The sequence below is a fragment of the Streptomyces sp. 378 genome (assembly GCF_030124145.1).
In the GTDB taxonomy this organism is placed as follows: Bacteria; Actinomycetota; Actinomycetes; order Streptomycetales; family Streptomycetaceae; genus Streptomyces.
Genome location: NZ_JASKMS010000007.1, coordinates 204,132 through 229,882 on the forward strand (window position 1 = coordinate 204,132; position 25,751 = coordinate 229,882).

Sequence of the window (25,751 nt, forward strand, 5' to 3'; positions counted from 1 at the left end):
CGGAGGGACGGGAGGCCCGGGGCGGCCGGTGTCCTGGCCGGGAGACGGCCGCCCCGGGTGTGTAGCTATGGCTTCTGCTTGCGGTTTCGGGCCTGGTTCTCGATCCGCTCGACCTTGCGCTTCAGGTCGCTGATGTCGACGCCTTCGCCGGCCAGGCCGCGCTTGCCCATGCGGGCGACCAGGGCGGTGATGCGGGCCTGCTCGCCGATGGTGAAGTCGCTGAAGAACGACAGGTCGTCACTCATCGACGGCCGCGGATCATTCCGAAGAGGCCGACGACCTGGTCGGTGACGTCGGTGACCCGCCCCGACTCCAGCTCGGCCGCCCGGTCCTCCAGGCGCTTCGCGGCATCGTCCTTGCCGCGGTTCCGCAGCCCCTTTGCGACCTCACGGTTCTGGGCGGCCTGCTTCTTCATACGGTCAGACATGGGGTTCCTCTCGGTTGCGGGCCGGGCTGTCCGGCCCCACCGCTCCGACAGACAGACGGGGTGTCGGTCTGTCGGACGGAAGGGCAGGTCAGCGACCCTTGCGCTGCATGTCGCGCCACATGTCCCGCAGGACGAGGACGACGATCGCGGCGACGCCGCCGAGGACGGCCAGCGCGAGCGACGCGAACGCGATGCCGACACCGCCGACGCACACCGCGCAAGCGATCCCGAGCCACTCACCCGCGCTGCGACGCTGCTTGTGGTGCTGACAGACCTCCTGCCGGGAGGTCTGTTGCTGGGCGGCTGCGGTCTTGGCCAGCTCGACGGCCGCGAGCGCGATCTGGACCGCAGCCGTGTCCACCGCAGCCTCTCGGGCAGCCTGCTCGGCCTTCTCCAGGGCGTCACTCACCGCGTCCACCTCCCCGGTACGGGCAGGTACGGGCGGATCACGGCACCGAGGACGAACGCGACGAGCAGGGGCTTCGCCGCCAGCCCGGCGACGGCGGACGTGGTCAGGTCGAGGGCCTGCGGGACGGCGAGCAGCACACCGAGCAGGGCACCGAGGAGAAGCCACTTCATGACCGCTCACCGCCGACGACGTCGCGGCGCAGGTCGGCCGCTTCTCGACGCGACAGGCCGAGTTCGTCCTGAAGCGTCTTGATGGTCACCGGCCGGTTCGTCGACCTGACCGCCTCCCGGTTGAGGCTGCGGGCCTTCTTGCGCAGTTCAGCGGGGGTGAGGGTGATGACCTCGGTGACCACCTGCCGACCGGCATCGGCGGGCACTGCGGTGGTCATCTTGGGGGTCGCGTCACGCGGGCCGATGTGGTCCCACAGCCACGGGCTCGGTGCCGTCTGGGACAGGGGCGGCATGACCACCGGGGCAGGGTCGGGGGGCAGGCTTTCAGGACTGAAAGCCTGGTCATCCTCGACCGGCTCGGGCCGGGCCACGATCGGCAGCAACCGCACCCCTGCGGGCACCACGTCCGGACGCGGGGCGGGCGGGAGCGCTGGCCGCTCCTCGGGCACCCGCTCCACCGTGATCTCCTCGCCCGTCTCCCACGGCGACGCAAGATCGATCGTGGCCAGAGAGGCGGCGTGGCGGCGGGCGGCGAGCAGCTCCAACAGCTTCGTGCGCTGCTCCTCGGACGCGCCGGCCTGAGCCTTGCCCACGGCCACGGACAGACGGCGGGCCACCCGGGCACGACCGCGGTCCTTCGGGCCCATGTCGGCGAGCTTCGCGGCCAGGCCCACGGCCTTGACGGTCCAGCGGTCGCGGGTGATCTGCTCGGCGGTGCGGTCGCGGGTCGCGAGCCCGAGGCGGGACAGCAGCCGCTCACGCAGCTCCCGGGCGAGCAGGGCGGGCAGGCTCCCCGAGCCGGTGCCCGGCTTGGTGTGGCGTAGCTCGATACCCATGGCGAGGTGCCACAGCAGGGCGGCCAGGACCGGGCCGACGACGGCGCGGACGGTGCCACCGACGATGCCGGACTCGGCGTAGGCCGGGATGACCTGCACCCCGGTGATGACCCACACCAGCATCCCGGGCGTGCCGGGCGCTCCCTGGGTGCGGAGGTTCTGGCGGGCCATCAGAGCGCAGGCGAACAGGGCGAGCTCGGCGGCGGCGAACATCGCGCCGCGCTCCGTGGTCGACACCATGTCGAGGCTGTGCTCCGCGAACCGCCACGACGTGTCCGCGCTGTACGCGGTGCAGGCGAGGGCGGCGAGCGACGCGACGAGGACGGCGGCCGGGGTTCGGCGTGCGGCCCGGCGGCCGGCCACGACGAGCGCGACGACAGCGGCCACGACCAGGACGGCCACGAGGACCGCGGGCAGGGGGTGAGCTTGCGCCCACATCAGTACGGGGTTCATTCGCCCACCTCCGGGGCGGCGGCGCGCACCACACGGTGCGCGGCCAGGCAGACGCCCTCGCGGTCGCGGCGCTCGTTCGCTTCGAGCAGCGCGGCCATCAGGGCGGGGACAGGGGGGAGGGGCCGGGCGGACCGGGCCGCCGCGCGCAGGGCGGCGACCTCGGTCGGACGGCGCACGAGGGCGGTGCCGCTCACTGGTCACCTCGGGCGAGGAGTTCGGCGAGCTCACGGCCGAGGGCACGCAGCTGGTCGGCGGACTCGACGAGGGCGTCGGCGAGCCGCTCGACCTGCTCCGGGCTGTACGAGCCGGTGACGTCCTGCTGCTCGATGTAGAGCTGCACGGCGCGGGTGGCGCGCTCGGCGTAGGGGTTCTGGGCGAGCATGGCGCGGAGCAGGTCGATGCCGTTCGCGCCGATGGTGTGCTCGGGGCCGTAGTGGACGAGGTCGACCTTGAACTCGGCGTGGCCGCTATGGCGGCCAGCACACCAACCGGGCTCCTCGATCTCCAGGGACTTCACGACGAGGACCGGCACGGTCACGGTGCGGGGGAGGTGCTGAGTCACCGGCGCTCACCCCTCGCGCGGTTCTCGGCGTGGCTGAGCTGCCCGGGGCGGGTACGCGGGCCGTCGACCCAGGCGAACGGGCGGGTGCTGTCGGCGGCCTTGAAGACTCGGGTGGCCGCGCCGTCGGGGGCGTCGGGCAGGGCGTAGACGCGGCCACCGGTGAGGGAGGCGAGGAGCCGGGCGCCGTGGTGCTCGCAGCCCTTGGCGCCGCCGTTGTGCGCGTCGAGGACGGTGACGACCGGGGGCCCGTCGCACGGGGTGGGGTCCTCGGGGTGCGCGGCCGGGCAGCGCTGGTCGCCGCCAGGGGTACCGACTACTCGGTACCCCTTCTCGTCGTCCGGCTCGACGCCGAGGGCGCGCAGCAGGATCCGCACCGTCTCGGTGAGGGCGCCGTGGGCCCGGTTGAGGGCGAACAGGTCGCGGTGGTCGACGTCCTTGTGCTCGGCGAGGAGCATCTGCGCGACGCGGGCAGCCACCGCGAGGTCACTGGGGAGGGCCGGGGGCGGGGCGCCCACCGTGGTGGTGGGCGCCTGCTCGTTCTGCGTCACCGGGCACCGCCGGCGAGGGTGGCGATGCGGGCGACGGCGGCGACGTACTCGGGCTTCCTCGGGCGGTAGGCGCGGATCAGGATGCGGACCTGGCCGAGGGTGTAGCGGGAGACGCCGTGGGTGCGGTGGGCGCGGCCACCGGCGACGGTGCGGCGGGTGCGGGCGGTCGCGGCGGGGGTGACGCCGAGGCGCTTGGCGACGGTGCGCAGTCCGTTGGCGCAGCCGGCGGCGGTGGTGCGGTCGACCCCGGCGGCGATCGCCACGGTGGCGAGGCTGCGGGGGCGGCGCCGGCACGAGGCGGTCAGGCGGGTGGCGGCGGAGCGGCGGCGCAGCTCGGCGCGCAGGGTGCGGCGGGTGGTGCGACGCTCGCGGCGGATGGCAGCATGAGCCATAGCGGGTCTCCTGGTTGAGTCAGGTGGATTCCGTCAGGCCCTCGGTCGGTGTTGGTAGCACCGCCGGGGGCCGCTTGCGTTAAGAGAGTCTCAGTTCAGGCATTGCCCTGGCCGTAGCGGCGGCGGTCCTCGGCGCGGCGGAGCGAATCGACCCCCGGGTCCTCGCCGACATCGTGATGATCGGCGAGCTCGGGCTGGACGGGCGGGTGCGACCGGTGCGGGGAGTGCTGCCGGCGGTGCTGGCGGCGGCCGACGCGGGGTACGAGCAGGTGGTGGTGCCGGAGTGTGCCGCCGCCGAGGCCTGCCTCGTGCCCGGGGTGTCGGTGCTGGGCGTGCGCAGTCTGCGGCAGCTGATCGCCGTCCTGGCAGACGAACCCCTGCCCGACGAGGAGCAGGACGAGCTGGGCCGCCCGGACCCGCTCCTCTCCGGCCTGCGGCTACCGGGCACGGGCGCGGCCACGGGCATGCACAGCCTGGGTGCGGCCCAGCACGACCACGGTCACGACCTGGCGGACGTCGTCGGGCAGACATCGGCACGCACGGCGGTGGAGGTGGCCGCGGCGGGCGGACACCACCTCTTCCTCGAAGGGCCGCCCGGCGCCGGCAAGACGATGCTGGCGGAGCGGCTGCCGGCCATCCTGCCCCCACTCGGCCGGCAGGAGTCGCTGGAGGTCACCGCGGTCCACTCGGTGGCCGGCCTGCTGCCTTCCGGCAAGCCGTTGATCGACGTCGCCCCCTACTGCGCCCCCCACCACTCGGCCACGATGCAGGCACTCGTCGGCGGCGGCCCGGGCACCGCCCGGCCCGGGGCGGTGTCGCTGTCTCACCGCGGCGTGCTGTTCCTGGACGAGACGCCGGAATTCAGCAGCCATGCCCTGGACGCCCTGCGACAACCGCTGGAGGCGGGCCATGTCGTGATCGCGCGCAGTGCGGGAGTCGTGCGCTTCCCGGCGAAGTTCCTGATGGTCCTCGCCGCCAACCCCTGCCCGTGCGGCCGGTTCTCGCAGCGGGACGACCTGTGCGAGTGTCCGCCCTCGGCGATCCGCCGCTACCAGGCCAGGCTGTCCGGCCCGCTGCTCGACCGGGTCGATCTGCGCGTCGAGGTGGACCGCGTCACCCGCACCGAGCTGACCGCCTCCGGTGCCAGGGGCGAGTCGACCGCGACGGTCGCCCACCGGGTGCGGGCGGCCCGGCAACGGGCTGCCGAGCGCCTTGCCGACACCCCTTGGCGCACGAACAGCGAGGTGCCCGGCCGTGAGCTGCGCAGCCGCTGGTACGCGGTGCCCGGCGCGATGGACGAGGCCGAGCGGAGCCTGGAGCGTGGTGTCCTCACGGCCCGCGGACTCGACCGCGTCCTGCGCGTGGCCTGGACCGTCGCCGACCTCGTCGGCCATGACCGGCCCGACGCGACGGACGTCGCCCTCGCGCTCCAGCTGCGCACCGGAGTGCCGCGAGGCGTCCCCATGGCCATCGGGGCGCTGACGTGAACGCCGCGGAGGAACCGTACGGCGAACTGCTCGACCGTGTCCTGCTCACCCGGGTCATCGAGCCCGGTGACGAGGTCGGCGGGCGGTGGGTGCGGGAGTTCGGGGTCGGGGGAGTGGTGCGGCGGCTGAAGGAGCGCGGGGCCGCGCCGCCGGGGGTGAGCGCCAAGCGGTGGGCCGGGCTGGTGGCCAGGGCCGAGGCCGCCCGGCCGCACCAAGACCTGGAGGCGGCCCGGTCCGCCGGGGTGCGGTTCGTCTCTCCCGGAGGAGCGGAGTGGCCGGGACAGCTCGACGATCTCGGGGATGCCCGGCCCCTGGGGCTCTGGGTGCGCGGCCGGCCCAGTCTGCGCATGTGGGCGCTGAAGTCCGTCGCCGTGGTCGGTGCCCGGGCCTGCACCGGGTACGGGGCCCATATGGCCGCGACCCTCGCCGCCGGCCTTGCCGAGCAGGGCTGGGTGGTGGTGTCCGGCGGCGCCTACGGAGTCGACGGCGCCGCCCACCGCGGAGCGCTCGGGGCCGGTGGCGCCACCGTCGCCGTCCTCGCCTGCGGCGTCGACCGGCCCTACCCCCGCGGTCACACCCAGTTGATCAACAGAATCGCCGAACAGGGACTGGTCATCGGCGAGTTGCCGCCCGGCGACCACCCGACGCCGAACCGGTTCATTCTGCGGAACAGAGTGATCGCGGCGCTCACCCGCGGCACCGTGGTCGTCGAGGCCGCCCACCGCAGCGGCTCCCTGGTCACCGCGCGGGCGGCGCAGCGCCTCGGCCGGCACACGATGGGCGTCCCGGGCCCGGCCACCAGCGGACTCTCCGCCGGAGTGCACGATCTGCTGCGCGGGGAAGCCGTCCTGGTCACCGATGTCGCGGAGGTCGTCGAACTGGTCGGCGACATCGGAGAGCTGGCGCCCGACCGGCGCGGCCCGGTCCTGCCCCGCGACCTGCTGGAACCGGCCACCCGGCAGGTACTCGCCGCACTTCCGGGGCACGGGACGGCCCGGCCGGACGAGATCGCCCGCGCCGCCCAGACTGCACAGGACGACGCGATCGCGAGACTGTACGAACTCCGAGCACTCGGTTACGTCGAACGACACGGCGACGGCTGGAAGTTGACACGCCAGGCGGTGATGTCGGTCCGCGACCGTCACGGACCGTGTTGACCATCTGCGTTCGGCCGTCCGGGGGAACCCCGAGAACCCTTGGAAATGCGCCGAGTTGGGCTTCTCCGGTGATCACACCGAGCGACCGTGGCGCCTCGGGAGGACGTTCCCCGGAACGTATCTGCGCCCGCCTCCGCCTCCGCCCTCGCGCACCGCGACACCGCAGTCACGCTACGCTCACGAGGATCCCGACACGGACAGGCAACTCGACATCAGACAGACAGCTCACCCCAGCAGCACCACTCCGCAGCAGAACGGCACAAGGCGACGAATGCCCCAGCACACCTCCGGGTCCGACCGGGCGGCGATCCCCCCAGCCGCCCGTGACGGTGGCAGCGTGCGGCCGCCCGCTCCCTCGACGCTCGACGAGCTGTGGCGGTCGTACAAGGCGACGGGGGACGAGCGGCTGCGGGAGCAACTGATCCTGCACTACTCGCCCCTCGTGAAGTACGTCGCGGGACGGGTCAGCGTGGGCCTGCCGTCCAACGTCGAGCAGGCGGACTTCGTCTCGTCCGGGGTGTTCGGACTGATCGACGCGATCGAGAAGTTCGACATCGAGCGGGAGATCAAGTTTGAGACGTACGCGATCACCCGCATCCGCGGCGCGATGATCGACGAACTGCGGGCGCTGGACTGGATCCCCCGCTCGGTGCGGCAGAAGGCGCGCAATGTGGAGCGGGCGTACGCCACGCTGGAGGCGCGGCTGCGGCGGACGCCGACCGAGGGCGAGGTGGCCTCCGAGATGGGCATCGCCGTCGAGGAACTCCACGCCGTCTTCAGTCAGTTGTCGCTGGCCAACGTGGTGGCCCTGGAAGAGCTGCTGCATGGCGGCGGTGAGGGCGGCGACGGGCTCAGCGTGATGGACACCCTGGAGGACACCGCCGCCGACAACCCCGTGGAGGTCGCCGAGGACCGGGAGCTGCGCAGGTTCCTGGCACGGGCCATCAACACCCTGCCCGACCGGGAGAAGACCGTGGTCACGCTCTACTACTACGAGGGCCTCACCCTGGCCGAGATCGGGAACGTCCTGGGCGTGACCGAGAGCCGGGTCAGCCAGATCCACACCAAATCGGTGCTGCAGCTCAGAGCGAAACTGGCGAGCTTCGGCCGCTGACCTGGTCGATGCCGTCGGGTCGGCATCAACCACTCCCGTCCGGCGGGACGCGTCCGTAGAGTGTTGACGTGCCAAGGATTCGAGCGGCCTCCGTGGCCGAGCACCGGTCGATGCAGCGAGCCGCCCTGCTGGACGCGGCTCGTTCCTTGTTGTCCGAGGGCGGTACGGAGGCGCTGACCTTCCCGGCCCTCGCCGAGCGGACGGGCCTCGCGCGCTCGTCCGTCTACGAGTACTTCCGGTCTCGGGCGGCCGTGGTCGAGGAGCTGTGCGAGGTCGACTTCCCGGTCTGGGCGGCGGACGTGTCGGCGGCGATGGAGCGGGCCGGGACGCCCGAGGCCAAGGTCGAGGCGTATGTGCGCCGGCAGCTGGACCTCGTCGGGGACCGGCGGCACCGGGCCGTGGTCGCGATCTCCGCGAGTGAGCTCGACGCGGGGGCGCGGGAGAAGATCCGGGCGGCGCACGGCGGGCTGGTAGCGATGATCGTCGAGGCGCTGGCCGAGCTGGGACACGCGCAGCCCCGGTTGGCGGCGATGCTGCTGCAGGGCGTCGTGGACGCGGCCGTGCGGAGGATCGAGCTCGGGGCCGCGGAGGAGCCGGCCGCCATCACCGACGCGGCTGTTTCCATGGCTCTGCGGGGCGTGCGGGGCTGACGGCGTCGGACCGGGGCTGGACCTGAGGCCGGGGTTGGGCTGGGGGGCCGGGCGTTCTGCGCGCCGCCCCGTTTCGGCTTCCCGTCCTTCGCCTTTCCCGGCCCGGCGGAGCCGGTTGCCGCCGCGCCGACCCGGGCGGCAACCGGGGAAACCAGGCGGCACTCGTGCGAACACCCGTGCGGCACCGTGCGGCACCCGCCGTGCAGCCAACCGGGCGGCACCCGTGCACCAAACCAGGCGACACCCGTGCGGCAACCGGCGGCAGGCGGGCCCGCGGTTATGCGAGCGGCAGCAGCCTCGACGGGCCCCGGTGCAGGAGCCACGGCGGCAGGAGCGACAGCGGGTTCAGGTAGCTCTCGCCGCGGCGCAGGCCCCAGTGCACGCAGGGGGCCGTGCAGTGCGAGCCGCCCGGGTCCACCGTGCCGATCACCTCACCCGGTGCCACCTCCTCGCCCTCCTCGACCGAGGCCGTCACCGGTTCGTAGGTCGTGCGCAGGGGTGGGTCACCCGTCCCCGTGAGGTCCACCGAGACGACGCCCTTGCCCGCCACCCGGCCCGCGAAGGAGACCCGGCCCGCGGTCACCGCCCGAACCGGTGTTCCAGCAGTCGCCGCCAGGTCCACGCCCCGATGGCCGGGCCCGTAGACCGTCGCCGGGGGTTCCCAGCCCCGCAGGACGCTCGGGCGCAGGCCGACGGGCCAGGCGCGGCCGATCGCCGGCGCGGTGGCGTCCGCGGGGGGAGCATCCGCCGCGAACAGTGGTGGCGGTGGCGCCAGCAGGGCCGTCGCCGTGACGATCAGCAGCAGGATCAGGCGCGTACAGGCACGCGCACATCGGTTCGCTCGCATGCGGAAAGCGTCCCGGAGTGCCGACGTCACCGCTCGCCGCTGTGGACCGCCGCCCGGTTGTGGACAACGGCGTCACCCGGCACCTCGTGGGTCCCGTACACTTCTGGTGGCGACCCGAGCCATCGGGTCGACTTCGCACGCCCCGACACGAAGCCCGGCAAAGGGCCCGTGTCAGCGCCCCTCGGTCCCTCGTGGAACGGCGCGCAGTGGGCGTCAGGCGCGGAAGCCGTCCGGCATCCGCGGCACAACCGAGAAATTCAAGGAGATACGGCCATGGCCGTCGTCACGATGCGGGAGCTGCTGGAGAGCGGCGTCCACTTCGGTCACCAGACCCGTCGTTGGAACCCGAAGATGAAGCGCTTCATCTTCACGGAGCGCAACGGCATCTACATCATCGACCTGCTCCAGTCGCTGTCGTACATCGACCGCGCCTACGAGTTCGTCAAGGAGACCGTCGCCCACGGCGGCACGGTCATGTTCGTCGGCACGAAGAAGCAGGCGCAGGAGGCCATCGCCGAGCAGGCCACCCGCGTCGGCATGCCCTACGTCAACCAGCGCTGGCTGGGCGGCATGCTCACCAACTTCTCGACCGTCTACAAGCGTCTGCAGCGCCTCAAGGAGCTCGAGCAGATCGACTTCGAGGACGTCGCCGCGTCCGGTCTGACCAAGAAGGAGCTTCTCGTGCTCTCGCGCGAGAAGGCCAAGCTGGAGAAGACCCTCGGCGGTATCCGCGAGATGCAGAAGGTGCCCAGCGCCGTCTGGATCGTGGACACCAAGAAGGAGCACATCGCCGTTGGTGAGGCCCGGAAGCTGAACATCCCGGTCGTCGCGATCCTCGACACCAACTGCGACCCCGACGAGGTCGACTACAAGATCCCGGGCAACGACGACGCGATCCGCTCCGTCACCCTGCTCACCCGTGTGATCGCGGACGCGGTCGCCGAGGGCCTCATCTCCCGCTCCGGTGTCGCCACCGAGGGCAAGGGCGAGAAGGCCGCGGGCGAGCCGCTGGCCGAGTGGGAGCGCGACCTGCTCGAGGGCGAGAAGAAGGCCGACGAGGCTGCCCCCGCCGCCGAGGCCGCTCCGGCCGCCGAGGCCGAGAGCGCCCCCGCCGCCGAGGCCGAGAGCGCCCCCGCCGCCGAGGCCGAGAGCGCCCCCGCCGCCGAGGCTGAGGCCGCCCCCGCCGCCGAGGCCGAGGCCGCTCCGGCCGCTGAGGCCGAGGCCGAGAAGCCGGCCGAGGCCGAGCAGGCCTGACCCGTCAGTCCGAGTTGACGGCGGGAGCGGTACCGCATCCACCAGCGCCTCGGCGCGGTGAAGTCCGCTCCCGCCGTTAACCCGTAGGTCAGCGGAAGGAGCGCGCCTTCCGGCTCCATGGGCGCATCCGCATCCGCAGATCTTTCGATCTTCCAGACTTCGAGAGAGATTCACAGACTCATGGCGAACTACACCGCCGCCGACGTCAAGAAGCTCCGTGAGCTCACGGGCGCCGGCATGATGGACTGCAAGAAGGCGCTGGACGAGGCCGAGGGCAACGTCGAGAAGGCCGTCGAGGCGCTCCGCATCAAGGGCCAGAAGGGCGTCGCCAAGCGCGAGGGCCGCTCCGCCGAGAACGGTGCCGTCGTCTCGATCATCGCCGACGACAACTCCTCCGGTGTCCTGGTCGAGCTGAAGTGCGAGACGGACTTCGTCGCCAAGGGTGACAAGTTCCAGGCCGCGGCCAAGACCATCGCCGAGCACGTCGCCAAGACCTCCCCGGCCGACCTCGAGGCCCTGCTCGCCTCCGAGATCGAGGCCGGCAAGACCGTCCAGGCGTTCGTGGACGAGGCCAACGCCAACCTGGGCGAGAAGATCGTCCTGGACCGCTTCGCGCAGTACGCCGACGGCTTCGTGACGGCGTACATGCACCGCACGATGCCCGACCTGCCCCCGCAGATCGGTGTCCTCGTCGAGCTGGACAAGCCGAACGCGGAGATCGCCAAGGGCGTCGCCCAGCACATCGCCGCCTTCGCGCCGAAGTACCTCTCCAAGGAGGACGTGCCGGCCGAGGTCGTCGAGTCCGAGCGCCGCGTCGCCGAGGAGACCACCCGCGCCGAGGGCAAGCCCGAGGCCGCTCTGCCGAAGATCGTCGAGGGTCGCCTCAACGGCTTCTTCAAGGACGCCACGCTGCTCGGCCAGCCGTACGCGCTCGACAACAAGAAGTCCGTCCAGAAGGTCCTGGACGAGGCCGGTGTCACCCTGAAGCGCTTCACGCGCATCAAGGTCGGCATCTGAGTCCGTACCGCGCTCGACGCCCGGCCCCGATAGGGTCGACAGCAGTCGTCCGCGTACGCCGTCACATGAGTGGCGGACGACATCAGATCTGACGAGGAGGCCATTGCCGTATGGGATGCGAAACACGCCCCACCGGCAATGGCCTTCTTGGTATGTGCAACACGTGAAAGAGGCGGGATCCCCCATGACCACCAAGGCCCAGAAGAGCGACGACGGCAAAGTACGCGGCCGGTTTCTGCTGAAGCTGTCCGGAGAGGCCTTCTCCGGCGGCGGCGGCCTTGGCGTCGACCCCGACGTGGTGCACAAGATCGCCCGCGAGATCGCGGCCGTCGTGCGTGACGGTGCGCAGATCGCGGCCGTCATCGGCGGCGGCAACTTCTTCCGCGGTGCCGAACTCCAGCAGCGCGGCATGGACCGGGCCCGCTCCGACTACATGGGCATGCTCGGCACGGTCATGAACTGCCTCGCCCTCCAGGACTTCCTGGAGAAGGAGGGCGTGGACTGCAGGGTGCAGACCGCCATCACCATGGGGCAGGTCGCGGAGCCGTACATCCCGCTGCGCGCCGTGCGGCACCTGGAGAAGGGCCGCGTGGTCATCTTCGGGGCCGGGATGGGCATGCCGTACTTCTCCACCGACACCACCGCCGCGCAGCGCGCCCTGGAGATCGACGCCGAGGCACTGCTGATGGGCAAGAACGGCGTGGACGGGGTCTACGACTCCGACCCCAAGACCAACCCGGACGCGGTGAAGTTCGATCACCTCGGCTACGGCGAGGTGATCACACGCGATCTGAAGGTCGCCGACGCCACGGCCGTGACGCTGTGCCGCGACAACAAGCTCCCGATCGTGGTCTTCGAGCTGCTGGCGGAGGGCAACATCGCACGCGCCGTCAAGGGTGAGAAGATCGGCACGCTGGTGGGGGACCCCGGCAGCCGGGACTGAGGTTCCCGAGAACAACCCCGTCCGGGGGACGGACGGGACGGAGCCGGGCCGGGGGATGGACAATGTCCTGCCGGTCGGGAACCGTGCAGGAAGAAGACGCGACGCAGCCGGCCGCCGCCCCACATGGAACCGCAGCCGGGCCTACTCAAGACACGCAGGAGCAAGTGGTGATCGAAGAGACCCTCCTCGAGGCCGAGGAGAAGATGGAGAAGGCCGTCGTGGTCGCCAAGGAGGACTTCGCCGCGATCCGCACCGGCCGTGCGCACCCGGCGATGTTCAACAAGATCGTGGCCGACTACTACGGCGCGCCGACCCCGATCAACCAGCTGGCCTCGTTCTCGGTGCCCGAGCCGCGCATGGCCGTGGTGACCCCGTTCGACAAGAGCGCGCTGCGCAACATCGAGCAGGCGATCCGCGACTCCGACCTGGGCGTCAACCCGAGCAACGACGGCAACATCATCCGGGTGGTGTTCCCCGAGCTGACCGAGGAGCGCCGCCGCGAGTACATCAAGGTGGCCAAGAGCAAGGGTGAGGACGCCAAGGTCTCCATCCGCTCCGTGCGCCGCAAGGCCAAGGACGCCATCGACAAGCTGATCAAGGACGGCGAGGTCGGCGAGGACGAGGGCCGCCGTGCCGAGAAGGAGCTCGACGACACCACCGCGAAGTACGTCGCGCAGGTGGACGAGCTCCTGAAGCACAAGGAAGCGGAGCTGCTCGAGGTCTGATGAACGACTCTTCCTGGGGGGCGCCGCCACAGGCCGGCTACTGGGGGCCCACCGACCACGGGCATGGTCAGGGGCACGTCCAGGGCTCAGGCCACGGGCACGTCCAGGGGGCCGCCCCGACAGGTCCCGCATACGATGCGTATGAAGCGCCTCAGACTCGCCCCATGCCCATCGTGCCCGACGTGACCGCATTCGGCGGAAACCAGGATGACGACCGGGGGGCTGCTCGGCTGAGCGGCCCCCCGGTCCGAAACGACACGAATCCGGAGCCCATGCCCGACGCCCCGCACCCGGCGCCCAAGCCGCCGAAGAAGAGCGCGGGTCGCGACCTGAGTGCCGCGATAGGGGTCGGCGTCGGGCTCGGTGCGGTGATCGTCGCGTCGCTGTTCGTCGTCAAGGCCGTCTTCGTCGGCGTCGTAGCGGTGGCCGTCGTGGTGGGCCTGTGGGAGCTCACCACGCGGCTGGAGGAGCGCAAGGGCATCCGGGCACCCCTCGTGCCGCTCGCGCTCGGTGGTGCCGCGATGGTCGTCGCCGGGTACGTCCGGGGTGCCGAGGGCGCGTGGGTGGCGATGGCGCTCACGGCGCTGGCCGTCCTCGTCTGGCGCATGACGGAACCGCCCGAGGGCTACCTGAGGGATGTCACCGCGGGCGTCTTCGCGGCGTTCTACGTGCCGTTCCTGGCGACGTTCGTGGCGATGATGCTGACCGCGGACGACGGCCCCGAGCGGGTGCTCACCTTCCTGCTGCTCACGGTCGTCAGCGACACCGGGGCCTACGCCGTCGGCTGGCGGTTCGGCCGGCACAAGCTCGCCCCGCGCATCAGCCCCGGCAAGACCCGCGAGGGCCTGCTCGGCGCGGTCTCCTTCGCCATGGTCGCGGGGGCGCTGTGCACGCAGTTCCTCATCGACGACGGCGCCTGGTGGCAGGGTCTGGTGCTGGGCCTCGCGGTCGCGGTCACCGCCACGCTCGGCGACCTCGGCGAGTCCATGATCAAGCGGGACCTCGGCATCAAGGACATGGGCACGCTGCTGCCGGGTCACGGCGGCATCATGGACCGGCTCGACTCGCTGCTGCCCACGGCTCCGGTGGTGTGGCTGCTGCTCGTGCTGTTCGTCGGGTCCGGCTGAGGCGATCTCTGTCGGCGAGCCCCTGCCCTGCCGGGCGGGGGCTCGCCGCCGTCTCGGGAAGACGCCCGGGGGGCGAAGTGGGACGATTCAGATGTACCTCCCAAAGGAGGCCGTCATGGCCATCATCCGAGAGAGCATCGACGTCGACCGCCGCCCCGAGGAGGTCTACCAGTACCTCATGGACACTTCGCGCCTGCCGGAGTGGCAGCTGAGCGCCGTGTCCGCGGAGCGCCTCGACGAGGGGCCCGTCGGTATCGGCAGCAAGGTCCGTGTGACCCGGCACGTCGGCCGCCGCGTCATGCCGATGACCATGGAGGTCACCGCGTACGACCCGCCTCACAGCTGGGGCATGCGCGGCGTCGACGGCCCCGTCCGTGCCCAGGTGCACGGCGAGGTCGAACCCTACGACGAGGGGCGCCGCTCGCACGTCACGATCGACATCGACCTGGAGGGCCACGGCATGGGCAAGGTCCTGGTCCCCCTCGTCGTACGCCCCCAGGTCCGCAAGGAACTCCCGCGCAACGAGCAGCTCCTCAAGGACCGGCTGGAGCACACGGGCGGGTAGGCCGTCGCCGTCCCCCTCCCGGTGGCGCAGCCTTCCCCACACGGGTCGGCCTCCCCTGCCGCAACTTCATCCCTGGGCCGTCCGAAGCCGGCCGAAGCTGTCCGGCAGCACCCACGGGTGACCGCCCCCACCCTGATCCGGCCCGGGACCCCAGAGTTGATCTGCGACACTGGGAGGGTTATGCCTGCACCCGGAGAACTCACTTTCGTCGCCCCGCGCGGAGCCAAGAAGCCGCCGCGGCATCTCGCCGACCTCACTCCTGCCGAGCGCAAGGAGGCCGTTGCTGCTGTCGGGGAGAAGCCGTTTCGTGCCAAGCAGCTCTCGCAGCACTACTTCGCGCGGTACGCGCATGATCCGGAGCAGTGGACCGACATTCCGGCCGGTGCGCGGGGGAAGCTGCGGGAAGCGCTGCTGCCCGAGCTGATGACCGTCGTGCGGCATCTGTCGACCGATGAGGGCACGACCCGCAAGACGCTGTGGCGGCTGTTCGACGGGACGCTCGTCGAGTCCGTGCTGATGCGCTACCCGGACCGCGTGACCATGTGCATCAGCTCCCAGGCCGGATGCGGGATGAACTGCCCGTTCTGTGCGACCGGGCAGGCGGGGCTCGACCGGAATCTGTCCACCGCCGAGATCGTGCACCAGATCGTGGACGGCATGCGGGCGCTCAGGGACGGTGAGGTGCCGGGTGGGCCCGCGCGGCTCAGCAACATCGTCTTCATGGGCATGGGTGAGCCGCTCGCCAACTACAACCGGGTCGCCGGCGCCATCCGGCGGCTCACCGACCCCGAGCCCGACGGGGTGGGCCTCTCGCAGCGCGGCATCACCGTCTCGACGGTCGGGCTCCTCCCGGCCATCCACCGCTTCTCCGACGAGGGCTTCAAGTGCCGCCTGGCCATCTCGCTGCACGCCCCCGACGACGAGCTGCGCGACACCCTCGTGCCCGTGAACACGCGCTGGAAGGTCCGCGAGGTGCTGGACGCCGGCTTCGAGTACAGCGCCAAGTCCGGCCGCCGGCTGTCCATCGAGTACGCGCTGATCCGGGACATCAACGACCAGGCGTGGCGTGGTGACCGGCTCGGCCGGATGCTCAAGGGCAGGCCGGTGCACGTCAACCTGATCCCGCTGAACCCGACGCCCGGGTCGAAGTGGACGGCTTCCCGGCCCGAGGACGAGAAGGCGTTCGTCGAGGCCATCGCCGCCCATGGTGTGCCGGTGACGATCCGGGACACCCGTGGTCAGGAGATCGACGGGGCGTGTGGTCAGCTCGCGGCCACCGAACGGTAGTCTGACCGTCGTAGGCACACCCTCATATTCGACATCTGCATATTCCGACAGGGGAGCGCCACAGCGCTGAGAGTGCGGCACACGGCCGCAGACCCTCCGAACCTGGCCCAGGTCATTCTGGGTAGGGAGATCGGTCACCACTCGAGCTGTTGCGCCCTGCCCGGGACCTCACAAGTCCCGGGCAGGGCCGCGTCTTCTCCTGGTCACTCCAGGAGGAATCCAGTGAGCATCAACACAAAGCGGCTGACGGCGGCGGTCGTCGGGCTCGGCCTGGCCGGCACACTCGCCGCGTGCGGATCGTCCGACGGCGGACAGGGGTCCGGTGACTCCAAGACCGTGACGCTCGTCAGCCATGACTCGTGGGCCGCGTCCAAGGACGTCATCACGGCCTTCGAGAAGCAGTCCGGCTACAAGGTCGACGTCCTGAAGGACGGCGACGCCGGGCAGGCCGTCAACAAGGCCATCCTGACCAAGGACAACCCGCAGGGCGACGTCTTCTTCGGCGTCGACAACACCCTGCTGTCCCGCGCCCTCGACAACGGCCTCTTCCAGCCCTACGAGCCCAAGGGCTCGGACCGGATCAAGGCCGAGTACCGCGTCGACCAGGAGCAGCACCGGGTCACGCCCATCGACACCGGCGACATCTGCGTCAACTACGACAAGAAGTACTTCGCCGACCACGACCTGCAGCCGCCGCGCGACTTCGACGACCTGGTCAAGCCGCAGTACAAGAACCTGCTCGTCACCGAGAACGCCTCCGCCTCCTCGCCCGGCCTCGGCTTCCTGCTCGGCACCGCCGCCAAGTACGGCGACGACGGCTGGGAGGGGTACTGGAAGAAGCTCAAGGCCAACGGTGTGAAGGTCGTCGACGGCTGGGAGCAGGCCTACAACGAGGAGTTCTCCGGCTCGGCCGGCGGCAAGAAGGCCAAGGGCGACCGGCCGCTCGTGGTGTCCTACGCCTCCTCGCCGCCCGCCGAGGTCGTCTTCGCCGATCCGAAGCCGAGCACGGCGCCGACCGGGGTCGCCGAGGGCACCTGCTTCCGGCAGGTCGAGTACGCGGGGCTGCTCAGCAACGCCGAGAACCCCAAGGGCGGCAAGGCGCTCCTGGACTTTCTGATCAGCGAGCGGTTCCAGCAGGACATGCCGATGAACATGTTCGTGTACCCGGTGCGCGAGGGCGTCCAGGTGCCGCCGGAGTTCGTGACCTACGGGCCGCAGGCGAAGGACCCCGAGACCATGGACCCGGCGAAGATCGCCGACCACCGCGACCAGTGGGTCAAGTCGTGGACCTCACTCGTCCTGAAGTAGCCGTTCGGCGGCGGGGCGCGGCGGCGCGGTTCGGTCTGCTGGCCGTGCCCGTCGCGTTCTTCGCGGTCTTCTTCGCCTACCCCGTCGCCGCGATCGTCGCGCGTGGCCTCAAAGCCGACGGGACCTGGCACCTCGGGCGGATCGGGGACGTGCTGGCGCAGTCGGGCGTCCGGCACGTCCTGTGGTTCACCACCTGGCAGGCGGTGGTCTCCACCGTGCTCACGCTGCTCGTCGCGCTCCCCGGCGCGTACGTCTTCGCGCGCTTCGACTTCCCCGGCAAGCAGGCCCTGAGGGCGGTCGTCACCGTCCCGTTCGTCCTGCCGACGGTCGTCGTCGGTACGGCGTTCCTGGCGCTGGTCGGGCGGGGCGGTCCGCTCGACGAGCTGTGGGGCGTACGTCTGGACACCACGGTGTGGGCGATCCTGCTCGCGCACGTCTTCTTCAACTACGCGGTCGTCGTCCGCACCGTCGGAGGGCTCTGGGCGCAGCTCGACCCCCGGCAGGAGGAGGCCGCCCGGATGCTCGGGGCGTCCCCGCTGAAGGCCTGGCGGCAGGTCACCCTGCCCGCGCTCGGCCCCGCCGTGGCCGCCGCCGCCCTCATGGTCTTCCTGTTCACCTTCACCTCCTTCGGCGTCGTGCAGATCCTCGGCGGGCCCACCTTCTCCACCCTGGAGGTGGAGATCTACCGGCAGACGTCCGAGATCTTCGACCTGTCCACCGCGGCCGTACTGACCATGATCCAGTTCGTGGCGGTGGGCGCGATCCTCGCGGTGCACGCCTGGACCGTGCGACGGCGGGAGACCGCGCTGCGGCTGGTGGACGCGTCCGTGACCGCGCGCCGGCCCCGTGGCGCGGGGCAGTGGGCGATGCTCGGCGGGGTGCTCGTCACCGTCGCCTTGCTGCTCGTGCTCCCGCTGGCCGTGCTGGTGCAGCGGTCTCTGGGTGCGCCGGGCCTCGGCTACTACCGGGCGCTGACCCGCGAGGACGGGGGAGTGTTCCTGGTCCCGCCGATCGAGGCGATCGGCAACAGCCTGTCGTACGCCGTCGCCGCCACGCTCATCGCCGTGGCGATCGGCGGTCTCGCCGCGGTCGCGCTCACCCGCCGGGACGCCGGGCGGTTCGTGCGCGGCTTCGACGCGCTGCTGATGCTGCCGCTCGGGGTGTCCGCGGTGACCGTCGGCTTCGGGTTCCTGATCTCCCTCGACGAGCCGCCGCTGGACCTCAGGTCGTCCTGGATCCTGGTGCCGCTCGCGCAGGCGCTGGTCGGGGTGCCGTTCGTGGTGCGAACCATGCTGCCCGTGCTGCGGGCGGTGGACGTGCGGCTGCGGGAGGCGGCCTCGGTGCTCGGGGCCTCACCCTGGCGGGTGTGGCGGGAGGTGGACCTGCCGATGGTGCGGCGGGCGCTGCTGATCGCGGCCGGGTTCGCCTTCGCCGTGTCGCTCGGGGAGTTCGGCGCCACGGTGTTCATCGCACGGCCCGACCGGCCGACGCTGCCGGTGGCCGTGGCCCGGCTGCTCGGGCGGCCCGGGGATCTCAACTACGGCCAGGCGATGGCCCTCTCGACGATTCTGATGGTGGTGTGCGCCGTGGCCCTGCTGGTGCTGGAGAAGCTCCGCACGGACCGGACGGGGGAGTTCTGATGCTGGCTCTGCGGGGGGCGACGGTTCGCTTCGGAGGCCGTGCCGTGCTGGACGCCGTCGATCTGGAGGTCGCCGAGCACGAGGTCGTGTGTGTGCTCGGGCCCAGCGGCAGCGGCAAGTCGACCCTGCTGCGGGCGGTGGCCGGGCTGCAACCCCTCGACTCCGGGCGGGTGGTGCTCGACGGGCGCGACCAGGCGGGCGTGCCGGCGCACCGGCGGGGGGTCGGGCTGATGTTCCAGGACCACCAGCTGTTCCCGCAGCGGGACGTGGGCGGCAACGTGGCCTTCGGCCTGCGGATGCACGGCGAGCCGAGGCGGCGGCAGGCCGAGCGGGTGCGGGAGTTGCTGGACCTCGTGGGACTGCCGGGTGCGGGCTGCCGAGCCGTCGCCGCACTGTCCGGCGGGGAGCAGCAGCGGGTGGCGCTGGCCCGGGCCCTGGCGCCGAACCCCCGGCTGCTGATGCTGGACGAGCCGCTGGGGCAGCTCGACCGGTCGCTGAGGGAGCGGCTGGTCGTCGAACTGAGGGAACTGTTCGGCCGGTTGGGCACCACCGTGCTCGCGGTGACGCACGACCAGGGGGAGGCCTTCGCGCTGGCCGACCGGGTCGTGGTGATGCGGGACGGGCGGATCGCCCAGTCCGGGACGCCCCTCGATGTGTGGCAACGGCCCGCCGACGCGTTCGTCGCCCGTTTCCTCGGCTTCGAGAACGTGGTCGAGGCGACGGTCGGGGCGGAGGCCGCGGACACGCCGTGGGGCAAGGTGCCGGTGCCCGAGGGTGCCCCGCACGGGACGCGTACGCTGCTCGTACGCCCGGCCGGAGTACGCCTGGTGCCCGCTGACACGGGCCTGCGCTGCACGGTGACCGCCCGCACCTTCAGGGGCACCCACGTCGCCGTCCACCTCCAGCCGGAGGACGCCCCGCGCCTGGAGGCGGCGTGCGCGCTGCGGGCCGCACCGGAGGTCGGGGACGCGGTCGGAGTGGAGTTCGACCCGGCCGACATCGTGGTGCTCGGCTGATCGCTTCCGGCTCGGGGCGCCGGGCATGACGCCGCTCGCGCACGACCGCTGTCGCGACGAGATCGCCCACCGGGTCGGCCTGTCGAGGTCCGGCGTGATCCCGGGCACCGATCTGTCCGGCACCATGCCCACCTGCCCCGCCTGCCCCGGCTGCCCCGGCTGACCGCTGGAGGACCTGGTCCGGCATACGGGCGGGGCCCTGCGCCGGGTGGAGTCCATCGTGCGGACCCGGGTCCAGGGGGAGGTGCCCGAGGAGCGGGTGCCGCGTCTCGCGGGAGCCGCGGCCCGGGGCGACGCCGGGGGTGCCGGACGCGTGGCCGCCGGAGAGCGGCGAGCAGGTCGTCGCGGCGCTGCCCGAGGCCGGACCGGTCACCGAGGTGTGGGCCGCCCGGGCGGGGATCCGCAGCTTCGGGGGTCTGAACCCGCCGGGTGAGGCACAAGATCACCGCGCGGACGCCACGCTCGCCGCGGGGCTGCCCCGAGAGGTCGCGCCCGAGGTGGTCGCCGACGCGGTCCACGGGTGGCCGTAGAGCGTCCGGCACGTGCGGCGGACCGCGCCGGACGACGACGTGAGGGACCTGCGCGGCCCGGACCGCGGCATCCAGCCGCCCGCCACCGACACGGGCCCGGAGTGAACGCCGAGTGGCTCATCGAGCTCACCGAGGACGGTGTCTCCTGGCGCAGGGGGACCGAGAACCACGGTCGCCCTGCGCGGACCGCTCACCTCCGTGCTGCTGGGGTTCCACTGCCGACTCCCGCCATACGTCGAGGAGTTTCGGGTGCTCGGCGACCGGGAGCTGCCGGAGTTCCGGCTGGAGCGGGCGACGTTCGGATGAGACGTGACGTGGCCCGCCCCCCCCGGGTCGGGGGACGGGCCACGTCACGGTGTGCGCGGGCGTCAGCTGTCGCTGTTCGTCCCGCGACGGCGCATGCCGAAGAACACCGCACCGCCACCGACGACGACCAGGGCCGCCGCGATGCCGGCGATGACGCCGGTGTTGGAGTCGGCACCGGTCTCGGCGAGGTTGGAGTCACCGGCCGGGGCGGGCACGTTGCCCGCCGGTGAGGTGCTCTGGCTCTCCGACGGCTTCGGAGCCGGGGTCTCGGTCTCCTCGGCCGGCTTCGACGGGGCGGCCGACGGGGTCGGCGTCACCGGGGGAGTCGAGGCCGGGGGAGTCGAAGCCGGGGGCTTCTCCTCCTCCTTCTTCTTGCAGGCGGTGGCCGGAGTGACGAGGTTCGGTTTGATGTCCTCGTCGACGTAGCGCGCGGCCTTGACGTGGATGCGGTACTCGGCGTTCGGCTTCCAGTCGTCGGCGAAGGTGATGGTGGTGCCCTCGCGCGAGCCCCTCACCACCTGCTCGCCGATCTTCTTCACGTCGGCACCGTTGTTCTCCAGGTACACGGTGACCGTGGCCGGGATGCCGGCGGGGTCCACGTCGGTGACGGTGATGACGCCCTTGTCGCCGTCGCACTTGGCCTCGGCGGAGAACTCGCTGATGTCGCAGGCGAGCGCGTTGCCGGCGGTGCCGAGCGCGAGCGCGGCCGAGGCGGAGACGACACCGAGGACGCGCACGGCACGTGCGCGGCGGGATACGGACAGAACTGCCACGTTTGTCCTTTACAGGATTGCTCAAGCGGGGGGTTGAGGCAGTGTTGACTGAACATCAGCACTACCGGGAGGCTCACAGGTCTATAAGCGCTGCATAAGTAGTGTCAACGCATAGGCGGCTTGCCGGCACTTGCTTTGCCTTCTTATTAACCGCCGAGACGTTTCAGCGCCCCCGGCGCCTCCTCGATCCGCTCCACCAGCGCGATGCGCGCCTCCATCGAACGCTCCCGGGCCAGCGACCGGAGCAGCGGCCACGCGGGCAGCTTCTCCGTCCAGTGCGTGCGGTTCACCAGCACCATCGGCGTCGGCTCGCCGCGCGACTCGTAGTAATTGGGCGTCGCGTTGTCGAAGATCTCCTGCACGGTCCCGGCGGCGCCCGGGAGGAACACCACGCCCGCGTTGCACCGGGCCAGCAGGCCGTCCTCGCGGGTGGCGTTGGCGAAGTACTTGGCGATGTGGGAGGCGAAGGCGTTGGGCGGTTCGTGGCCGTAGAACCAGGTGGGGATGCCGACCGAGCGGCCGCCGCGGGGCCAGCGGGCGCGCACCTCGAAGGCGGCCGAGGCCCAGTGGGTGATCGACGGGGTGAAGTGCGGTGCCGCGCCGAGGAGTTCCAGTGACTCGGTGAGCATCTCGTCGTCGAACGGGGCCGCGTAGGCACCGAGGTTCGCGGCCTCCATCGCGCCCGGTCCACCGCCGGTGGCGACCGTGAAGCCGGCGCGGGCCAGTTCCCGGCCGAGCCGTGCGGCACCGGCGTACTCCTCGGTGCCGCGCGCCATCGCGTGGCCGCCCATCACCCCCACGACCCGGGCGCCGGACAGGAGTTCGTCGAGGGCGTCCGAGACGGAGTCGTCGTGGACCGCGCGCAGCATGGAGGCGTAGATGTCGCCGTCCGCCTTCGTGCGCTGGAACCAGGCGTAGGCCAGGGCGTCGGGCGTGGCCTCGTAACCGTCGGCCAGCGACGTGAAGAGTTCGTCCGGGGAGTACACCAGGCCGCGGTACGGGTCGAACGGCAGGCCCGGGACCGGCGGGAAGACCAGGGCGCCCTCCCCGCGGATCTTCGCGGCCGCCTCCTCGCGCATCGCGCAGCCGAGGAAGAGCGCGCCCGCCGTGTCCGTGCCGAGCAATGCGCGCGTACGGTCCGTGAGGTCGACGGCCTGGACGCGGTATCCGGCGAGCGAACCGCGCGCCGCGACGGTCGCGTCGAACTCCTCGAGGGTCTCTATCTCACGGTCGTCATGGTGGGCCGCATGGGCGGGCATCGTCTGCACTCGCCCATGCTGGCACAGCGCCGCTCAGCCCTGGACGGCCGCCGGGTCCATCCACACGACCTCGAAGGTGTGGCCGTCGACGTCGTCGAACGCGCGGCCGTACATGAAGCCGTGGTCCTGGGTCTCACCGGAGACGGAACCGCCCGCCGCGACCGCCTTCTCGACCAGTTCGTCGACCTTGTCGCGGCTCTCGGCGCTCAGCGCGAGCAGCACCTCGCTGGTCTTCGTCGAGTCCGCGACCTCCTTCTTGGTGAACTGGAGGTACTTCTCCTTGGTGTGCACCATGACCACGATGGTGTCGCTGATCACGACCGAAGCGGTCGTGTCGTCGCTGAACTGGTCGTTGATCGTGAAGCCCAGCTCCGTGAAGAATTTCTTCGAGGCGTCCAGGTCGCCGGTGCACAGGTTCACGAAGATCATCTGCTGGTACATGCCAGGTCTCTCCCATCAAGTCCGTGTCGTTACGCGGGGATGGACCGGGTGCCGGTCCGGGACTCATCGGCCTACGGAGAATTTTTTCGTACGACTTTTCCCAGTGGCTGCGGCGGGGCTCAGCGGGCCAGGGGCAGCGCGGCGAGTTCCGCGACCGTCAGGGAGAGGGGACCGAACAGGGCGAACAGCGCGCCCGTGCGGAGGGCGGCGGCACTGCGCAGCATCGTGGCGGGGGCGCCGAGGCGCAGCAGCGCGGCGGTGGTGCCGGCACGGGCCTGCCGGGCCTCGACGGCGGCCGTGAGGAGCGTCGCCACGGTGCAGCCGGCCACGAGGAGCACGCCGAGGGTGGTGAGCGGACCGAGCGAGAGCCCGTGCGGGGCGTGCAGCAGAGCCATGGCCCACGTGGCGGACGCGACCGCGCAGACGACACCCAGGGGACGCCCGATGCGGACGGACTCCGCCATGAGGATGCGGCCGGCCAGGAGCCGCAGGGCGCCCGGGCGGGCGGACTGGAGCAGCCGCCCGCACAGGTGGGTCAGTCCCGGACCGGCCAGGGCCAGGCCGACGGCGGCCAGCGCCCAGCCCGCCATCACGCCGGGGGAGGCACCGGAGAAGCTGAGGTCGGGCGGGGTGGGGGCGGTGCGGCTCGTGTAGGTCTCCACGGCCAGGCCCGCGGCCAGCACGGTGATGCCCCAGGGGAGACCGGAGGGGGCGGCGGTGCTGTCCGGCAGGGCCGCCTCGGGGGCGGGGCCGTCGAGGGCGTCGGGTGCGCCGGCGGTCGGGCCGGTGTGCCGTGCCAGGGCACCGGCGGGGCTGATGGCGCCGGCCGCGTCCGGCGCCGCGGCGCGCGGGCTGAGCCCTTGAGCGGATTCCGCGGCCGCGCTCTTCGCTCCTGTCGGCTCCGGTGCGGCCGGGTGCGGGGTGCCGGGCGCGGTGACCTCCACGGCCGCCTCTCCGGCGCCCGGGTGCGCCGCGGGTGGCCGAGGGGGGTCCGCGACCGCGCTCACCGACCCACCGGAACCGGCGACCGCGGCCGCAACCGACCCGCTGGTCCGGGCCGCCGGCGGGCCGCTCTTCGGGGCGGACCCGGCGGTGCCGCCGGTCTCCGGCCGGGCGAGTTGCCGGCCGAACCGGCCGTACGCCCCGAAGGTCTCGCGGTTGCTGGTGCGCCGGTAGGCGCCGAAGCGGCCGTACATCCGGGCCGGCCCGGACCGGGCGGGCGCCGCCTCGCGCGGCCGCAGGGCCAGCGCCACCGCCACCGACGCGCCGACGGGCACGAGCGCCAGCAGGGTCAGGGCGGCCGGCAGTGGCAGGGGCTGGTCCGCGGCGAGCCACTCGGCGGCGGCGCCGTCGAAGGGCATGCCCTTCAGGTCGCCCCGCAGGTGCAGGAAGACCAGCAGGGCCACCATCGAGCCGAGGGTGCAGGACAGGGCGGTCGTCGTCGCCGAGACGGCCATCATGCGCACCGGCCCGAGACCGATCGCCGCGAGGCCGGGGCGGGGCTCGGTGCCCGGGTCGGTACGGGCCACCGCGAGCGCGAAGTACACGGTGGCGGCCAGGGGAGCCGTGCACCAGGCCAGCCGCAGCAGGGCGGAACCGGGGGCGCCGGGGTGGCCCAGGGCGTAGCCGAGGGCGCAGAGCAGCAGGAAACCCGTGCCCGCCGAGGCGGCCGCGACCAGGAGGCGGCGCAGTTGGACGGCGGGGTGGGCGCCGCGGGTCAGACGGAGAGCGAGCACGCTGCCCGGCCTTCCGGCTCGGCGTTCTGGCTGACCGGAGGCAGGTGCACCGTCTGCACGCGCCGCCCGTCCAGCAGGGACACCGTGCGGTCGGCGAGGGCCGCGGTCTCCGCGTCGTGGGTGGCCAGGACGACGGTGATGCGGTGGGAGCGGGCCGCCGTGGTGAGGGTGCGCAGCACATGGGCGCGGTCGGCGCGGTGCAGGGGCGCCGTGGGCTCGTCGGCGAACAGGACCGAGGGCGCGGGGGCCAGGGCGCGGGCGATGCAGACCCGCTGGCGCTCGGCCTGCACCAGTTGGTGCGGGCGTTTGCGGGCGCTGTCGCCGATGTCCAGGCGCTCCAGCCACTCCAGGGCCGCGGTCTTGGCGCGGCGCCGGCTGGTGCCGCGCAGCATCAGCGGCAGGGCGGTGTTCTCCCAGACGTTGAGCTCCGGGACCAGGGAGGGCGCCGGGTCGATCCAGCCGAAGCGGTCGCGGCGCAGCCGCTCGCGGGTGAGGGTGCCCATGGTGTGCACGGGCACGCTGTTGAACCAGACCTCGCCGCGCCGGACGGGCACCAGACCGGACAGGCACCGCAGCAGGGTCGTCTTGCCGCTGCCGCGCGGGCCGCCGATGGCGAGGATCTCGCCCTCCCGTACGCCGAGCGAGACGCCGCAGAGCGCGGGCGAGCCGTCGTCGTGCTGGAAGTGCAGGGCGCGTGCCCAGAGCACGTCGTTGTCCGGCGGGGCCTCCATGCGCGTACACCTCGGTTCAGATCCGTAGTTCCCGTGTCCAT

31 protein-coding genes, 1 pseudogene and 1 riboswitch are annotated in these 25,751 nt (G+C 72.1%); of the genes and pseudogenes, 17 read left to right on the top strand and 15 right to left on the bottom strand.

Annotation, left to right across the window (positions count from 1 at the left end; translation table 11 throughout):
* Nucleotides 1-65 precede the first annotated feature (65 nt).
* From QNO09_RS12905 to QNO09_RS12945, 9 genes are all read right to left on the bottom strand, one after another.
* Nucleotides 66-245, bottom strand: a complete 180-nt coding sequence (locus QNO09_RS12905) for a DUF6257 family protein (protein ID WP_283970271.1) — start codon at nt 243-245, stop codon at nt 66-68.
* Entirely contained in the window at nt 242-427 is a 186-nt protein-coding gene (locus tag QNO09_RS12910; protein WP_283970272.1) for a hypothetical protein, read from the bottom strand. The genes QNO09_RS12905 and QNO09_RS12910 overlap by 4 nt, the downstream gene beginning before the upstream one ends.
* A gap of 88 nt (nt 428-515) precedes the next feature.
* Nucleotides 516-836, bottom strand: coding sequence for a hypothetical protein (locus QNO09_RS12915; protein WP_283970273.1), 321 nt, complete (start codon nt 834-836; stop codon nt 516-518).
* Nucleotides 833-1,006, bottom strand: coding sequence for a hypothetical protein (locus tag QNO09_RS12920; RefSeq protein ID WP_283970274.1), 174 nt, complete (start codon nt 1,004-1,006; stop codon nt 833-835). Before QNO09_RS12920 ends, QNO09_RS12915 begins: the two co-directional genes overlap by 4 nt.
* Entirely contained in the window at nt 1,003-2,295 is a 1,293-nt protein-coding gene (locus QNO09_RS12925; RefSeq protein WP_283970275.1) for a hypothetical protein, read from the bottom strand. The genes QNO09_RS12920 and QNO09_RS12925 overlap by 4 nt, the downstream gene beginning before the upstream one ends.
* The gene (locus tag QNO09_RS12930; protein WP_283970276.1) at nt 2,292-2,489 is read right to left on the bottom strand and encodes a hypothetical protein; all 198 of its coding nucleotides are present in this window, start codon (nt 2,487-2,489) and stop codon (nt 2,292-2,294) included. Before QNO09_RS12930 ends, QNO09_RS12925 begins: the two co-directional genes overlap by 4 nt.
* Nucleotides 2,486-2,857: a DUF6907 domain-containing protein gene (locus QNO09_RS12935; RefSeq protein ID WP_283970277.1), complete on the bottom strand. Its 372-nt coding sequence runs from the start codon at nt 2,855-2,857 to the stop codon at nt 2,486-2,488. The genes QNO09_RS12930 and QNO09_RS12935 overlap by 4 nt, the downstream gene beginning before the upstream one ends.
* Complete coding sequence (locus QNO09_RS12940; protein WP_283970278.1) at nt 2,854-3,405, bottom strand: hypothetical protein; 552 nt, start codon at nt 3,403-3,405, stop codon at nt 2,854-2,856. Before QNO09_RS12940 ends, QNO09_RS12935 begins: the two co-directional genes overlap by 4 nt.
* Nucleotides 3,402-3,797, bottom strand: coding sequence for a hypothetical protein (locus QNO09_RS12945; protein WP_283970279.1), 396 nt, complete (start codon nt 3,795-3,797; stop codon nt 3,402-3,404). Before QNO09_RS12945 ends, QNO09_RS12940 begins: the two co-directional genes overlap by 4 nt.
* Nucleotides 3,798-3,892: 95 nt before the next feature.
* Between QNO09_RS12945 and QNO09_RS12950 the strand changes: the two are divergent.
* The 4 genes and pseudogenes from QNO09_RS12950 to QNO09_RS12965 form a co-directional block, all read left to right on the top strand.
* A pseudogene (locus QNO09_RS12950) lies at nt 3,893-5,284 on the top strand (YifB family Mg chelatase-like AAA ATPase); the annotation flags it as partial.
* Nucleotides 5,281-6,441 (top strand): DNA-processing protein DprA, encoded by a 1,161-nt coding sequence (dprA, locus tag QNO09_RS12955; RefSeq protein WP_283970280.1) that lies wholly within the window; start codon nt 5,281-5,283, stop codon nt 6,439-6,441. The pseudogene QNO09_RS12950 and the gene dprA, both read left to right, overlap by 4 nt.
* A gap of 271 nt (nt 6,442-6,712) precedes the next feature.
* The gene (whiG, locus tag QNO09_RS12960) at nt 6,713-7,555 is read left to right on the top strand and encodes an RNA polymerase sigma factor WhiG (protein ID WP_283970281.1); all 843 of its coding nucleotides are present in this window, start codon (nt 6,713-6,715) and stop codon (nt 7,553-7,555) included.
* 92 nt (nt 7,556-7,647) lie between these two features.
* On the top strand, nt 7,648-8,205 hold the full coding sequence (locus QNO09_RS12965; RefSeq protein ID WP_283970362.1) for a TetR/AcrR family transcriptional regulator: 558 nt from the start codon (nt 7,648-7,650) through the stop codon (nt 8,203-8,205).
* Nucleotides 8,206-8,482: 277 nt separating this feature from the next.
* Here the strand turns inward: QNO09_RS12965 and QNO09_RS12970 are convergent, their stop codons facing one another.
* Nucleotides 8,483-9,052: a murein hydrolase activator EnvC family protein gene (locus QNO09_RS12970; protein WP_283970282.1), complete on the bottom strand. Its 570-nt coding sequence runs from the start codon at nt 9,050-9,052 to the stop codon at nt 8,483-8,485.
* Between the two features lie 273 nt (nt 9,053-9,325).
* Between QNO09_RS12970 and rpsB the strand changes: the two genes are divergently transcribed.
* The 13 genes from rpsB to QNO09_RS39705 all read left to right on the top strand — a co-directional run bounded on the left by rpsB (nt 9,326) and on the right by QNO09_RS39705 (nt 20,770).
* Nucleotides 9,326-10,306: a 30S ribosomal protein S2 gene (gene rpsB, locus QNO09_RS12975; RefSeq protein ID WP_283970283.1), complete on the top strand. Its 981-nt coding sequence runs from the start codon at nt 9,326-9,328 to the stop codon at nt 10,304-10,306.
* Between the two features lie 180 nt (nt 10,307-10,486).
* On the top strand, nt 10,487-11,323 hold the full coding sequence (gene tsf, locus QNO09_RS12980) for a translation elongation factor Ts (RefSeq protein WP_283970284.1): 837 nt from the start codon (nt 10,487-10,489) through the stop codon (nt 11,321-11,323).
* Nucleotides 11,324-11,507: 184 nt separating this feature from the next.
* Nucleotides 11,508-12,266 (top strand): UMP kinase, encoded by a 759-nt coding sequence (pyrH, locus tag QNO09_RS12985; protein ID WP_062929311.1) that lies wholly within the window; start codon nt 11,508-11,510, stop codon nt 12,264-12,266.
* A 167-nt stretch (nt 12,267-12,433) separates the two neighbouring features.
* Nucleotides 12,434-12,991, top strand: coding sequence for a ribosome recycling factor (gene frr / locus QNO09_RS12990; protein WP_031120910.1), 558 nt, complete (start codon nt 12,434-12,436; stop codon nt 12,989-12,991).
* Complete coding sequence (locus QNO09_RS12995) at nt 12,991-14,118, top strand: phosphatidate cytidylyltransferase (protein WP_283970285.1); 1,128 nt, start codon at nt 12,991-12,993, stop codon at nt 14,116-14,118. Before frr ends, QNO09_RS12995 begins: the two co-directional genes overlap by 1 nt.
* A gap of 115 nt (nt 14,119-14,233) precedes the next feature.
* Nucleotides 14,234-14,683 (top strand): SRPBCC family protein, encoded by a 450-nt coding sequence (locus QNO09_RS13000; protein ID WP_283970286.1) that lies wholly within the window; start codon nt 14,234-14,236, stop codon nt 14,681-14,683.
* A 180-nt stretch (nt 14,684-14,863) separates the two neighbouring features.
* Complete coding sequence (gene rlmN, locus QNO09_RS13005; protein WP_283970287.1) at nt 14,864-15,970, top strand: dual-specificity RNA methyltransferase RlmN; 1,107 nt, start codon at nt 14,864-14,866, stop codon at nt 15,968-15,970.
* Between the two features lie 39 nt (nt 15,971-16,009).
* A riboswitch (TPP riboswitch) is annotated at nt 16,010-16,116 on the top strand.
* A gap of 76 nt (nt 16,117-16,192) precedes the next feature.
* A complete protein-coding gene (locus tag QNO09_RS13010) occupies nt 16,193-17,278 on the top strand; it encodes a thiamine ABC transporter substrate-binding protein (RefSeq protein ID WP_283970288.1) in 1,086 nt (361 codons plus the stop codon).
* A complete protein-coding gene (locus QNO09_RS13015) occupies nt 17,254-18,918 on the top strand; it encodes an ABC transporter permease (protein ID WP_283970289.1) in 1,665 nt (554 codons plus the stop codon). The genes QNO09_RS13010 and QNO09_RS13015 overlap by 25 nt, the downstream gene beginning before the upstream one ends.
* Nucleotides 18,918-19,934: an ABC transporter ATP-binding protein gene (locus QNO09_RS13020; RefSeq protein ID WP_283970290.1), complete on the top strand. Its 1,017-nt coding sequence runs from the start codon at nt 18,918-18,920 to the stop codon at nt 19,932-19,934. The genes QNO09_RS13015 and QNO09_RS13020 overlap by 1 nt, the downstream gene beginning before the upstream one ends.
* A 25-nt stretch (nt 19,935-19,959) precedes the next feature.
* Nucleotides 19,960-20,097, top strand: a complete 138-nt coding sequence (locus QNO09_RS39695) for a hypothetical protein (RefSeq protein ID WP_349636966.1) — start codon at nt 19,960-19,962, stop codon at nt 20,095-20,097.
* Nucleotides 20,098-20,236: 139 nt separating this feature from the next.
* A complete protein-coding gene (locus QNO09_RS39700; protein WP_349636967.1) occupies nt 20,237-20,464 on the top strand; it encodes a hypothetical protein in 228 nt (75 codons plus the stop codon).
* A 138-nt stretch (nt 20,465-20,602) separates the two neighbouring features.
* Nucleotides 20,603-20,770 carry a hypothetical protein gene (locus tag QNO09_RS39705; protein WP_349636968.1) on the top strand — a complete coding sequence of 56 codons (168 nt, stop codon included), beginning with the start codon at nt 20,603-20,605 and terminating at the stop codon, nt 20,768-20,770.
* A 62-nt stretch (nt 20,771-20,832) separates the two neighbouring features.
* Here the strand turns inward: QNO09_RS39705 and QNO09_RS13030 are convergent, their stop codons facing one another.
* From QNO09_RS13030 to QNO09_RS13050, 5 genes are all read right to left on the bottom strand, one after another.
* Entirely contained in the window at nt 20,833-21,534 is a 702-nt protein-coding gene (locus tag QNO09_RS13030) for an LAETG motif-containing sortase-dependent surface protein (RefSeq protein WP_283970363.1), read from the bottom strand.
* A 155-nt stretch (nt 21,535-21,689) separates the two neighbouring features.
* A complete protein-coding gene (locus tag QNO09_RS13035) occupies nt 21,690-22,811 on the bottom strand; it encodes an LOG family protein (protein ID WP_283970291.1) in 1,122 nt (373 codons plus the stop codon).
* Nucleotides 22,812-22,835: 24 nt separating this feature from the next.
* Nucleotides 22,836-23,243, bottom strand: coding sequence for a VOC family protein (locus tag QNO09_RS13040; protein ID WP_283970292.1), 408 nt, complete (start codon nt 23,241-23,243; stop codon nt 22,836-22,838).
* A 119-nt stretch (nt 23,244-23,362) separates the two neighbouring features.
* On the bottom strand, nt 23,363-24,979 hold the full coding sequence (locus QNO09_RS13045) for a hypothetical protein (protein WP_283970293.1): 1,617 nt from the start codon (nt 24,977-24,979) through the stop codon (nt 23,363-23,365).
* Nucleotides 24,961-25,710, bottom strand: a complete 750-nt coding sequence (locus QNO09_RS13050) for an ABC transporter ATP-binding protein (protein WP_283970294.1) — start codon at nt 25,708-25,710, stop codon at nt 24,961-24,963. The genes QNO09_RS13045 and QNO09_RS13050 overlap by 19 nt, the downstream gene beginning before the upstream one ends.
* Between the last annotated feature and the right edge of the window lie 41 nt (nt 25,711-25,751).